Here is an 11,766-nt window from a genome sequence, read left to right on the forward strand (position 1 = left end):
TATAGTGCGCCCGTCAATGACGGATTGGCAACTCATTACGGAGAATATCATGAAGTGTAAAGCCATTGCCTGCGCAGTGTTAGTGACCCTGTCTGCCGTTGCTGAAGCGGCATCAGCAGCCCGTGAAACCATTACATACAAAAATGAGCGGGGTTCAGTATTAACATTGCATTTTACCTCAAAAGACACCTTGTCAGGGACTTTCAAAACAGCGGTTGCTTCCAAAGAATGCCAGGAAGCTATTGGCAGCGAACGGCCTGTCCTGGGTTACATTGTTAAAAATGCCATTACCATCAGTGTGGATTACCCTGCCTGCGGATCGGTGCTGACCTTCATCGGCAACATTGAGCAGGGTAAGGCAATGATTGATACCACGTCGATTCTGGCGCATCAATCAACGCATATCGCGACCCAGGGCCCGGGGGCGCGCTTTATCGGTCATGATGTATTTAAACGCGTTTAATGGGATTGGCCGTCTGCCCGCCATGCCGGCAGGCGGCCTGGTAGTTTGCAAGGCCTCTTCGCAGGTGCTCAAGGTAATGGTGGAAGCGCTCCGGGTCTTCACGCAGGGCATCTCGCTCGCCGCGGGAAATTTCCAGTTGCACACCGTACTCAGGAGTGAGATTAATGAAATTGTCGGGATTCATTCCCGATAAAGAACCGCCGCACAACCCGGTTTCAAATCCCCCGGATTGCAGCGCCTCGCATAGATGGCGCTGGAGCAAGGAGTTAAGTCCCCCGGTGAGCGTCAGGCGCTGCAAGCGTCCTTTCATGCCGTGAATCGCCAGAGTAACGCGAGCTTCCTGCTGCAGGCGGGCGAGTTCGGGGGTTCGAAAGCGTGTAGACGTCACATGCAGGGTTCGCCCTGGCCGCCTCAATCCTTCGAAGATGAATAAATTATAATGAGGGTAAGCCAAGTGCCGCGCAATCACTTGAGTAAACGGTTCGATGGTGCCGCCATGAGGTGCTGCAACAAGCAACCAACTGTTACGGGAAATGCCTTCCTCACGCCAGGCCGAAGCCTGTTCATTCTGCTTTAACTCCTGGAGAGTAGTATAAACATCCACGCGGCGTCCGGGCTCGGTTCTTTCTATGAGTGTAGTGAATGGAAAGACTCTGTGCATTTGAGGGCGTGTAATCCATTATTTTTAAATTATTTTAAAATAACACTGTATTTTTCAAAATTATTTGCTAATATGGTCAACCCTGCAGGATTTTTTATCGTTACAAAGCCTGTGGATAATTTTCAAGCTTTCCCCTTGTTTATCTGTTAACTTCCGTTTGCCTTTTTTGATTCGCTCAGTATTTATAAGGTTTTTTTGTGGTTTTTTGTAAGTTATGCACAATATGCTTATCCACAAAATCTGTGGATAAGTCTGTGCATACGCTGTAAAACACGCTGAATTTCCATCTTTTTCGACACTGTTCAAAAATTATTGACCTTTTTGTCGGAAAGTCCTGGCTTAAGACTACAGGCAGCGTCGGTTTCACGATAAAATCATTTTTTTTTTCCCGGTTTTAAGATAGTGCATCATTATCAGGACTTAATTATTCTATTTAATCAATGTTTCTCCGCATCCCATAATACGCGATTGGTCAAAGGGGAAGAGGAACCCATTTATCTTCCCGCCGACGAACAGCGGCCGTGGCATGCCATTGTCTTTGCGCATGGTTTTTTCAGCAGTGCGCTGCATGAATGCGCACACTGGTTGATTGCCGGCGCCAAACGGCGTTTGCAGGTTGATTTTGGTTATTGGTATGTTCCGGATGGACGTAATGAAGAACAGCAGCAATTGTTTCAGCAGGTGGAAGTCAAACCGCAAGCCATGGAGTGGATTTTATCCATGGCTGCCGGGTGCCGTTTCCGTCTGAGCCTCGATAACCTCAATGGGGTGCCAACGGATTATCAGGGTTTTAAAGAGGCGGTGTATCAACAGGTCCAGCGCTATTGCCGGGAGGGTCTGCCGCCACGGGCGGCACGCTTCCGCCAGGCGTTGTGCGAGTTTTACTGTACTGAAGCCGCTTTGGACGAACAGCAGTTTGATTGTTCTGTGTTATAGATGCTTATGGGGTTTCCCCAACCTGATGCACATCCTTTTCTGAAAAAATAGCGGAAGGGTAAGTATAATGTTTAAATTCCAATAAATTGTTACTGGGATCTTTAAGGAAGAACGATTGATGCTCAATCCTTGTGCCCGGAAAGCGGGTCTTGGGCGGAATCTCGTAAGGGACAGCCTGCTGATTTAAGCGGCTGACAAATTGATCAAATTCCATCCTGTCGAGAAAAATCAAACCAAAATGACGCGGGTAAATACCTGCCTGCAGTGGCAGCGGTTCATCTATTTTATGGCCGACAATCTGATGGCTGCCGAATTTGAAAATCAGCGCATGGGCTGATTCCCTTCCTAACTCAAAACCCAACTGCTGCTGGTAAAAACGTTTAGCCTGGTTGAAGTCATGGACGGGGAAGGCGAGATGAAAAATGGCATTCATGGCGGATTACTCCCTTAAAGAATAAGCCATTGTACTGGCTATGCGGGCAATTGAGAACGTGTTCGCATCAAACGTGGAGCGAAACGTTTCAATTGGCACACTTTTTGTTTATGAATCACATCCTTTCGCAAGTGAGATAACCATGCCTGCCATCCTGCCCGTTGTGTCCGGGCTGTTGCTGTGTACCTTAGCCTGTGCCGATAATGTTCACATCATTGCCGTGGGGGACGTGCTTTTGCATGCCCCTTTACAGAAAAAGGGATTGTCTCAGGGTTTTGATTCTTTATGGACTGCGGCCATTCCCGCATTAAAAAAGGCCGACATCACCTATGGCAATCTGGAAGGGCCGACGGCAGGGATGATTGATATGTACGGCAAGAAGACTAAGGATGAGCGTCGGGCCTATACTTCCTTTCCCATGTTTAATTATTCTCCGGATTTAGTAAAAGCATTGAAATCATCCGGGTTTGATGTCCTGTCGACCGCCAATAATCATACCCTGGATCGCTTAAGCCTGGGCATCGATCGGACCATCACCACGTTGAATGATCATCAAATGGCTTACGTCGGTACCCGATCCCGAAACAGCAAGGAAGCCTGGTATACGGTAACTGTCAAAAAAAACCTGTCGATTGCCTGGATAGCCTGTTCTCAAGACACCAACGGCATCGCTGACAGGCATCGCCAGGTATTACTCTGTTACCGTGATAAGACGCAAGTGCTTGAGCTGATTGCCGAGCTTGCTAAAACCAATGATGCCGTGATTGTCACCCCGCACTGGGGCGTGGAGTACCAAACCCGGCCCAATAAAGCGCAAAAAGATCTTGCGCGCGAGTTTGCAAAAGCCGGTGCGCTGGCAGTCCTCGGGTCACATCCCCATTGCGTGCAACCGTTTGACTGGATAACCACAGCCGAAGGGAAAAAGGTGTTTATTGCCTATTCATTAGGTAATTTCATTTCCAATCAGGGCAGTTTGAAAAACCGCGCCAGCGGGCTGTTGTCCCTCCACTTAAAAAAAGAAGCCGGGGTGACTACAGTAGACAAAGTGGCCTATCAACCCACTTACATGGAAAATCGCAGCGCCCAAATGAGTCTGTCGCTGGTGACTTCCGCCAGACATCCCGCATATCAATGGCTTAAACAGATTGTCGGGGCTGACTACCTGGTGCTGCCAGAGAAGAAAGGATCCATTAAACCTGGCAAAAAGGGACAAACCGCCTTATTGATTAAAAATTAATCATTATGGTATAATGGCATCCATGTTTTACGGAGAGCCCGCCCATGCCTGCTGAAATGAAAGAAGGATACCGTCCCGATAACAATGATACCCCGCCTGAAGGGTCCGCTTACACCCTCATCCAGCGAATCCTTAATGTCGCCGGCGCCGGTTCAATTCAGCAGGTGGTGAGAGCTGCTGTGGATGACAGCGGCGCGAAAACCGCTGGAGCCAACAGCGATGAAACCGATGAAACCAATAATAGTGAAGGATTTATTCTAAGCGGCGACATTGAGGGCAGCCTTCATGCGACCTTACAGGGCCATAACCTTATGCAGCGCCATGAAGAACAAAAAGAGACTGAAGAGAAGGAAGAACTGAGCGCTGAAAATACCATTGCCGATCTTAACGAAAAGGCTGAAAACACGCTGGAAGCCTTTAAGCATTTTGTCAAAACCATGCAATGGGCCAATAAGCATTTCCATCCCGGATCTACCATACCCAAATAATAAAAACAGCGTGGCGATTCATCTTACTGTGCGAGAGTATGGTATAGTCGCTGGTTTCTATTGATTCGATTCTCATGTTTGAACCCCTGCTTGTGTCCACTGGCATTGTCGCCTTGGCGGAGTTTGGCGATAAGACCCAATTGTTAGCGCTGATGCTGGCTGCACGTTTCAAGCGGCCCTTGCCTATTATTGCCGGCATTTTACTGGCGACATTGATTAACCATAGCCTTGCCGGGGCTTTGGGTGGGTGGCTTGTGTCAATGCTGGGGCCTCGCTTATTGCGAGGGCTTGTCGCCTGTTCTTTTATTCTTATGGCCGTTTGGGTACTTATTCCGGACAGATTGGACGTCAGGGAACAGGATGCTTTCCGGCGTTTTGGGGTGTTTACCACCACGCTGCTTACTTTTTTCCTGGCTGAGATGGGCGATAAAACCCAAGTGGCGACCGTCGCCCTGGCCGCGCATTATGGTCAGCCCCTGTGGGTTATTGCAGGAACGACCCTGGGCATGTTGCTCGCGGATATTCCTGCGGTATTCCTCGGAAAGACACTGGGGAATCAACTCTCGTTGACCTGGGTGAGGGCAATCACCGCGTTAAGCTTCGCTGTCATGGGCTTTCTTGCGGTGGTGCAGGGGGTTAGCTTTTCAGGTTAAGCACCGTGGATTTTTCTAATTTTTCCAGGCATTGAGCAAATTCCACTGAGGATAAGGTCGTCTGTACAGGCGGTAATGACTTCGAACTGGTGGCCGTCAGTTTGATGTCTCCGGTGACGCTGTCCTGCTCGATAAAAGACAGCTGATAGGAGTCATCCATTTTATCCAGCTCCGCGATGTTTAACTGGCCGGTGAATTGATTAAGCCGTTCGAGAATGTCGGAAGCCAGGTAGCATTGATTAAGATTTACTGGCGGCATTTGTGACAATAAATAATATAAATCCTGCGCCTCCAGTGAAATAGACACCGGCAGCGCATCCATGTAGGCTGATTCAGCCAGGAGAACAAACCCATCCTCCGTTGCCGTGAGTTTTTGTATCAGGTAGCGGCTGTCTTGTTTCACGTTATCAATGGCCGGCAGGCCTGTTGCGGCTGACGAATTCAAATACTCAAGCAGGGGCATCGTGTAATTTTCCAGGGTATCGAGAAAGAGAAACGGCAGTGACCCATTGTTAGCCTGCTCATCGGCAGGCGGGGGCTCTGGTGTAGAAACAGCCGCAAGCTCAGGAATACCGGATTCCAGAATGAGTTTAAGGCATTCAAGGGGTTTAGTACTGGCCTCGGCAAAAACAGGAAAATCATAATCCTTGTTGCAGGACACCAGTTGACCCTGTTCCATACGGCAAAATTGCCTGTCCCCGGTGGCTTCAATGCGATCACTGACGGTGCTCAGTAAACGATTAAACTGGTGTTGTTGTTTTTCTGACGGGATAATCAGGGGATCGTGGCCTTTCATCACCGCCAGTTGGTATTGCGCCAATGGATAACAGCGCATCAGATCCAGTTTATGAGCAAGATTCATCACATGAAAGAGTGCCGCTTTTTGGGGGGTGATTTTTTTGGATGTTAAATACTCCGGATTGCCCATGTTGCGGATCAGTTCCATGTATTTTTTTATTTCGTCCGACGGCATTTTCTTTTGAGCATAGGCTGCAAATTGCAGAGCGCATTGCTCGCGGTATTCACGGTATTTCTCTGGATTACTTTTAAAGGCAATATCCGACTCCCGCCCGGAAACGCTGAAAAGCATGCAGAGGGCTGCTTTTTTCAGTTCATCACCGGATAACTGAAGGCACTGCTTTCGTAATTCCGGCTGTGCAAATTGCTGGAAATACTCCACCACCAGCGGGATAGCGGCAGCAACTCGTAATGAATGGGCCAAGCCATGATTAGGGCGGTAAATAACCTGACTGTCCTGCTTTAATTCAGCATCGGTGGAGTCCAAGTGGGTTTCTTTGTAGGCTTTACTCAAATGATGGGTATAAACATAGTCGGCCTGTTCGACTAACAGTGAGGTATTGGCCATTTCAAGCTGGATGAGCAGGTGATTCATCCCGATCGTCATCTGCTGAAGTGGTGGGTGTAAGGTATTTGAGTCTTTAAATTGTTCAGCCAATTTAGCTGTTTGTTTATAGAGCGCCTGGAGCTTTTCTCTTTTTTCAGCGGGTTTATGGTGGCTGTCTGCAAAAAAGACGATGAGTTTATCCAGCTGAGCGGCCAAGGCAAGGAGTTCGGCGGTCTCGCTTTTTTTAATTTTATGCGGCAGCGTTTGCCAGAATGAAGTCTTCACTCGAGGACCTGTCTGCGTCGACAAATGCCGCACTTCGTCTAAAAAAGCAATCAGATGCGTCCTGATTTCAGCATCGACTGTGGAATAAGAATAGGGATCAATGCCATCGAGACTTCTGACCGGAAACGCGTGAAATACTTTTCTGCCTTGCTCTTCAATAAAGGAACTAAAAGCCAGTTGCGTCCCTGCAGGAAGCAAAATTTCCTGCTCATCGGCCTTGTAAGACAAATCCTCTACCTTTTTACCAATGGCGTGGTGAGGTTGGGTAATTTTAAGCAGCGTATCGGTGCCGCTTACTTTCATGGCGGCGATGTCTTCCGAGGTGCTGATGAAGCCTTCCTGCCGCACGGGCTTATGGCTTATTATGGTTTCACGACGCTGTTGCCACACACTGGTCGGCATTTTATGACTGCTTTCCGCACGATAAAGCGTTTGCAGGCTGTTATCGTCGGAATCATCGGGTAACTGCAGGCGGGTGAGCCCATAAGCTGCTAAACAGGTCGCCAGAATAATTTCCTTGACCTCCTGCGTCAGTCTGTCCTGAGGGAGATTTTTTAAATGAGGATCACGTCCCTGACTTCGCAAAAACCCGTTAATTTCTTCGTAAAAGTTAGAGGTATACAAGGTAATCGCCAATTTTTCCCCATAAGTTAATTGGGTATAAAGGTTATTTTTATCAGCGGCCAGGTAATCTTCCTTTTTGGGAAGACGGGGATCGCCTTTCAGGGAAGGAATGTGAACGGCCGTTTTTATAAAGGTCTCATAATGCGACGAAACGTTCTCTGTAAACGCTAAATGTTCAAAATCAGGCTGATGCAGCAGAATTTGGGTCAGATTAAACACCCGGTCATTAAAGGCGACTTCAAGTTCCCCGAAGGAATTAAAGCGGCATTGGGCTTTCTGTTCGGGATGAAGGAACAATTGGATGACTTTTTCCAAATCCCGGGTGGCCTCACTCTTTAATCGGGGGCCTTTTGTAAGCAGAGCGATGGTCTTATCGTAGGACATCGGAGAGGACTGACAAAGACTGAATATAGCAAGTATAGTTTACTATTTGAACAGTATTGGTTGGCTAAGAGTGAATCCAATGCAGGAGTGTAGAGAGCACATCCGCTTCCGCAGCCGGTTTATCCCAACGGATGCGGTTAATGCGCGGAAAGCGCATGGCTACACCTGATTTGTGGCGGCTAGAGTGCTGGACGGCATCAAAGGCTACTTCCAAAACCAGCTCTTTTGCCACTTCGCGAACCGGACCAAAACGTTGCAGCGTGTGGTTTCGTACCCAGTGATCGAGCTTAAGCAATTCCGCATCCGTAAAACCAAAATACGCTTTGCCAACGGGGAGCAACCGGTCATCCTGCCACAGTCCGAAAGTATAATCCGAGTAGTAAGAGGACCGTTTGCCCTGGCCTCGCTGGGCATACATCAGGACCGCGTCCACCGTCAGCGGATCGCGTTTCCATTTATACCAGTGGCCTTTGGGACGACCCGCAAGATACGGGCTTTGCTTGCGCTTAAGCATCAGCCCTTCGACGGCGGGGTGGGCTTCATTAAGGATTTCCTGCTTTAAATGATGCAGTGTCTTCGCCGGATTCAGCGTAAGCAAATCAGACAGAATCAGGTTGTCGGCTGGATGATGCGCAAACCATTGTTCCAGTGCCTGGCGCCGTTCAATGAAGGGAAGGGCGCGCAAATCGAGGCCATCCATGGATAAAATATCATAGAGAATCATCGCGGCCGGGGATTCGGTGATCAATTTTTTGGTCAGAGACTTGCGGTTTAAACGCTGCTGCAAATCATTAAAACTGCCGATGCCTTTTTCTGTTTTAATGACCAGTTCACCATCAAGAATCACCCGGGTTTTAAAGGAGGCCAGCAAATCAGGAAAGGAATGGCTGATGTCATCCCCTGTTCGGCTATACAGGGCTTTGCCGTTTGCGGTGACGATAGCCTGTACACGAATACCATCGTATTTACGTTCAAAAACAAATTGCTGCCAGTCAATCTGGTCAATGTCGTTTTCATTCAGTGGATGAGATAACATCACGGGATGGAAGAACAGATGATCATCCACAGAAGGCAATTCAGCTTTCTTTTCAAGCCAGGCAAACAAGGCTTCATAGGGTGGTTTTAAGCCGTGCCAGATTTTTTCAATGTCTTCAACAGGGACCTGTCCGTAATCAGCCAGCGTCTTTTTTAAAAAACGGGCGGAGACGCCTATGCGCAGACTGCCGGTTCCTAATTTTAAAAGGGCCCAGCGTTCGGTCGTGTCTGCGCGATTAAGCAGGTCTGCCAGGAAATCGCGGATGGCCTGTTTGGGCAGTTGGTTAAATGTGGCAATCAGTTCAGAAAGCTTTGGGAGGGTACCTGCTGAGTCATGGGTAGGCCAGAGCAGGGCAATGGTATCAGACAAATCACCGACGTAATCGTAGGAATAGGCAAAGAGTACCGGGTCGATTTCCTTCTCAATTAATTCGTTAATTAACGTACGGCCGAAGGTTGGAAATTCAAGCGTATTGGCCATAATCGCCAGCGCATACCCTCGTTCGGGATCAGGGGTGGTCGTGAAATACTGATGAAGCAAAGCCATCTTGTCGCGATGGCTGTAAGTAAAGTAAAGCGTATTCAGTAATTCGGCAAATTGGTTCATTGCCTAATCCTCATGTTCGCCATAGCCTAGTAAATGCAGGGCTTGAGCCTTGTAACCCTGTTGCTGTGCATAATGGATAAGCGCTTCCTCGCGGCCGTGGGTAACGAAAATTTCATTCGGGTTTACCTCGGACAGGGTTTGAATCAGTTCCGGCCAATCGGCATGATCAGAAATGACCAATGGCAATTCCACACCCTGTTGTTTCGCCCGGGCTCTAATTTGCATCCAGCCTGAAGCCATGCCGATCATGACATTGGCAAAACGCCGGCTCCAACGGTCGCGCAGGGCACTCGGAGGACAAAGAACGATTTTGCCGGCTGACTCGTCTTTCGTCAGCTCAAAAGCCGAGCGTAATTCCCCCAGATCGATGCCGCATTGCTGATAGAACTCACAGGTCTTTTGCAGGCTGCCATGGATATAAATGGGCTCAAGGTAACCCATCAACCGTAAGGTTCTAATCACGCGTTGACATTTCCCCAAAACGTAAACACCCACCAGATGGCAGCGATGAGGAAACAGGTGCAGTGAGCGCAGCAATTTCTGGAGCTCGTCCTCAATGGGGGGATGCTTAAACACCGGTAGGGCAAACGTGGCCTCCGTGATAAAGACATCGCAGTGTTCCACTAAAAAGGGATCGCAGGTTGGATCAGGACGGCGTTTATAATCCCCGGAAACAATGACCTTGCTTCCCTGGTAATGCATGACCAACTGAGCGCTGCCAAGGATATGGCCGGCAGGTATCAGGTACAGGTCAATGGCGTTCACCGAAACCGGTTGTTCGTATGCCAGAGGATGCCAATGACGGGCTCCTTCATCACCAAAACGACGCTGCATCAATTGCAGCGTGGCCGGGTGCCCCAGGACGTCGCCATGCCCGGCACAGGCATGATCGCCATGCGCATGGGTAACGACTGCAGCGGGGACCGCAGTGACCGGATCAATGTAAAACTCTCCCGGCTCGCAATAAAGCCCCGCTTCTTTAACAACCAGCCAGGGGGTCGAAGGGTTCATGAATGGATTTTGAAAGGGGGTGTTTGTAAGTATAGGCCACGGGCAGCCGCTCCCTTATCCACAAATTCTGTGGATAAGTCTGTGTATACGCTGTAAAAGTCATTGATCTGTCCGTGTTGGAGTCAGTGACCATGGATTCTACAAGCGATTTATTAAATGGTGTTTTTGGTGTTTAAAGTAAAAACCAGGCATGAGTTAGGCAAAGCGTGCTTAATCTGATGGGGAGTTCAGTGAACCGATCATTGCCCGCACAGGAAGGCCTTTGTCAGAGGCTATTCCGGGCAGGCCTCTGATTCAATGATCTCATGCTTTCGGATGGTGAGAAATGCCAGAGTGCATAAGGCTGCGCTCAGCATCAGATAGTAACTCGGAGCAATGACATTGCCAGAACGTTGGATTAAATAGGTGGCAATGAGCGGCGTGACACCGCCGAAACAGGCAAAGGCTAAGTTGTAGGCGATGGCAATGCCTGTGTAACGTACGGACGTCGGGAATAATTCAACCAGAAAACTGGGATAAACCATAATACAACTGCTTAACAACGCCAGAATAAACAGGGCGGTGAGAAGTGCTGCCGTGGTTTGGTAAGCAAGAAGGGTAAACAGAGAATAAGCACCCAGCATAAACCCGATGCTGCCAATTAAAAGCACCTGTTTTCGCCCGACACGGTCAGCCACCCAGCAGGTAAAAATCAGAAGCAGGGAATAAAACAGTAAATTAAGGGTTGTGAGTCCGCTGGCCTGTTGTTTAGAGTAGGCCAATATGCTTGATAAATAAGTGGGCATGTAAAGAAAAATCAGATTAATCATGACCGCGCCCAAGGCGGTGAGGGCAAGGCCTTGCAGTATCTGTGGCCAATAGCCGGTAATCGCCTCCACCAACGGGATGCGGGCCTTTTTTTCATGGTGCTGAAAGGCAATGAACAAGGGGCTTTCAGTCATTTGCCGACGAATATAAAAACTGAAAACCCCGAGCAGGCCGCCGAGGAGAAAAGGAATACGCCAACCAAACGCCTGGAGTTGCTGCTCATTCAGCAGGTGATTTAATAATAAACTGATGCAGGCGCCTAAAAAAATGCCGAAATTGAGAAAGGAAAAAATAATGCCGCAGGCTAAGGCACGATGCCTGGGATTCACGTGCTCACAGGTAAAAGTCAATGCCCCGGGAATTTCGCCGCCTATGGATAACCCCTGCAGCAGACGCATGGCAATCAGCAGGAGGCTGGCTAAAAGTCCCATTTGCTGATAGGTCGGCAGCAGGCCAATTAAAAAGGTGGGGACAGCCATCAGCATCACTGAAAAAATAAAGGTTTTCTTGCGTCCGTATTTGTCGCCAAAATGGCTAAACGCAATGCCGCCCAAGGGACGAACCACATACCCGATGGCAAAAATGGCGTATACGCTCATTAATGATGCGAGCTGATCCGTTTCCGGGAAAAAGGTCCGGCTGATGATGGGGGCAAAAATAACATAAATGATGAAGTCATAAAATTCGAGCGCGCCGCCCAGTGAGGCCAGCAGGATGATTTTTTTTTCCTGAGAGGAAAGGGTGGATGCTGTCATAAGACTTGTCCTTAAGGGTAAGGCGTGAAAAATAACACAGTT

The 11,766-nt window shown here is 48.8% G+C and carries 11 protein-coding genes; 5 read left to right on the top strand and 6 right to left on the bottom strand.

Annotated features, from left to right (window positions below; translation table 11 throughout):
• Nucleotides 1–49 precede the first annotated feature (49 nt).
• On the top strand, nucleotides 50–463 hold the full coding sequence (locus Lrub_RS07025; RefSeq protein WP_058531447.1) for an avidin/streptavidin family protein: 414 nt from the start codon (nucleotides 50–52) through the stop codon (nucleotides 461–463).
• Here Lrub_RS07025 and Lrub_RS07030 read toward each other — a convergent pair.
• Nucleotides 450–1,124 carry a poly-gamma-glutamate hydrolase family protein gene (locus tag Lrub_RS07030; RefSeq protein WP_082651455.1) on the bottom strand — a complete coding sequence of 225 codons (675 nt, stop codon included), beginning with the start codon at nucleotides 1,122–1,124 and terminating at the stop codon, nucleotides 450–452. The genes Lrub_RS07025 and Lrub_RS07030 overlap by 14 nt on opposite strands.
• Before the next feature lie 402 nt (nucleotides 1,125–1,526).
• Here Lrub_RS07030 and Lrub_RS07035 point away from each other — a divergent pair, with 402 nt between their 5' ends.
• Entirely contained in the window at nucleotides 1,527–2,060 is a 534-nt protein-coding gene (locus Lrub_RS07035) for an elongation factor P hydroxylase (protein WP_058531449.1), read from the top strand.
• A 4-nt stretch (nucleotides 2,061–2,064) separates the two neighbouring features.
• Here Lrub_RS07035 and Lrub_RS07040 read toward each other — a convergent pair whose 3' ends face one another.
• Nucleotides 2,065–2,493 (bottom strand): VOC family protein, encoded by a 429-nt coding sequence (locus Lrub_RS07040; protein ID WP_058531450.1) that lies wholly within the window; start codon nucleotides 2,491–2,493, stop codon nucleotides 2,065–2,067.
• Nucleotides 2,494–2,635: 142 nt separating this feature from the next.
• On the opposite strand from Lrub_RS07040, the gene Lrub_RS07045 reads away from it, so the two are divergent.
• The 3 genes from Lrub_RS07045 to Lrub_RS07055 all read left to right on the top strand — a co-directional run bounded on the left by Lrub_RS07045 (nucleotide 2,636) and on the right by Lrub_RS07055 (nucleotide 4,871).
• Nucleotides 2,636–3,730 (top strand): CapA family protein, encoded by a 1,095-nt coding sequence (locus Lrub_RS07045; RefSeq protein ID WP_058531451.1) that lies wholly within the window; start codon nucleotides 2,636–2,638, stop codon nucleotides 3,728–3,730.
• A 44-nt stretch (nucleotides 3,731–3,774) separates the two neighbouring features.
• The gene (locus tag Lrub_RS07050) at nucleotides 3,775–4,218 is read left to right on the top strand and encodes a hypothetical protein (RefSeq protein ID WP_058531452.1); all 444 of its coding nucleotides are present in this window, start codon (nucleotides 3,775–3,777) and stop codon (nucleotides 4,216–4,218) included.
• A 74-nt stretch (nucleotides 4,219–4,292) separates the two neighbouring features.
• Nucleotides 4,293–4,871: a TMEM165/GDT1 family protein gene (locus tag Lrub_RS07055; RefSeq protein ID WP_058531453.1), complete on the top strand. Its 579-nt coding sequence runs from the start codon at nucleotides 4,293–4,295 to the stop codon at nucleotides 4,869–4,871.
• Here Lrub_RS07055 and Lrub_RS07060 read toward each other — a convergent pair.
• From Lrub_RS07060 to Lrub_RS07075, 4 genes are all read right to left on the bottom strand, one after another.
• The gene (locus Lrub_RS07060) at nucleotides 4,855–7,509 is read right to left on the bottom strand and encodes a SidE phosphodiesterase domain-containing protein (RefSeq protein ID WP_058531454.1); all 2,655 of its coding nucleotides are present in this window, start codon (nucleotides 7,507–7,509) and stop codon (nucleotides 4,855–4,857) included. The two genes, Lrub_RS07055 and Lrub_RS07060, sit on opposite strands and share 17 nt — an antisense overlap.
• A 64-nt stretch (nucleotides 7,510–7,573) precedes the next feature.
• Nucleotides 7,574–9,151 carry a cisplatin damage response ATP-dependent DNA ligase gene (locus Lrub_RS07065; RefSeq protein WP_058531455.1) on the bottom strand — a complete coding sequence of 526 codons (1,578 nt, stop codon included), beginning with the start codon at nucleotides 9,149–9,151 and terminating at the stop codon, nucleotides 7,574–7,576.
• 3 nt (nucleotides 9,152–9,154) lie between these two features.
• Nucleotides 9,155–10,162 (bottom strand): ligase-associated DNA damage response exonuclease, encoded by a 1,008-nt coding sequence (locus tag Lrub_RS07070; protein ID WP_058531456.1) that lies wholly within the window; start codon nucleotides 10,160–10,162, stop codon nucleotides 9,155–9,157.
• 272 nt (nucleotides 10,163–10,434) lie between these two features.
• On the bottom strand, nucleotides 10,435–11,724 hold the full coding sequence (locus Lrub_RS07075) for an MFS transporter (RefSeq protein ID WP_058531457.1): 1,290 nt from the start codon (nucleotides 11,722–11,724) through the stop codon (nucleotides 10,435–10,437).
• Between the last annotated feature and the right edge of the window lie 42 nt (nucleotides 11,725–11,766).

Origin of the sequence: Legionella rubrilucens (assembly GCF_001468125.1) — a bacterium.
Classification (GTDB): Bacteria; Pseudomonadota; Gammaproteobacteria; order Legionellales; family Legionellaceae; genus Legionella_C; species Legionella_C rubrilucens.

Coding starts and splice junctions, on each gene's coding strand:
- Lrub_RS07025 (WP_058531447.1), top strand. CDS start 50: ATGAAGTGTAAAGCCATTGCCTGCGCAGTGTTAGTGACCCTGTCTGCC.
- Lrub_RS07030 (WP_082651455.1), bottom strand. CDS start 1,124: ATGCACAGAGTCTTTCCATTCACTACACTCATAGAAAGAACCGAGCCC.
- Lrub_RS07040 (WP_058531450.1), bottom strand. CDS start 2,493: ATGAATGCCATTTTTCATCTCGCCTTCCCCGTCCATGACTTCAACCAG.
- Lrub_RS07045 (WP_058531451.1), top strand. CDS start 2,636: ATGCCTGCCATCCTGCCCGTTGTGTCCGGGCTGTTGCTGTGTACCTTA.
- Lrub_RS07050 (WP_058531452.1), top strand. CDS start 3,775: ATGCCTGCTGAAATGAAAGAAGGATACCGTCCCGATAACAATGATACC.
- Lrub_RS07055 (WP_058531453.1), top strand. CDS start 4,293: ATGTTTGAACCCCTGCTTGTGTCCACTGGCATTGTCGCCTTGGCGGAG.
- Lrub_RS07060 (WP_058531454.1), bottom strand. CDS start 7,509: ATGTCCTACGATAAGACCATCGCTCTGCTTACAAAAGGCCCCCGATTA.
- Lrub_RS07065 (WP_058531455.1), bottom strand. CDS start 9,151: ATGAACCAATTTGCCGAATTACTGAATACGCTTTACTTTACTTACAGC.
- Lrub_RS07070 (WP_058531456.1), bottom strand. CDS start 10,162: ATGAACCCTTCGACCCCCTGGCTGGTTGTTAAAGAAGCGGGGCTTTAT.
- Lrub_RS07075 (WP_058531457.1), bottom strand. CDS start 11,724: ATGACAGCATCCACCCTTTCCTCTCAGGAAAAAAAAATCATCCTGCTG.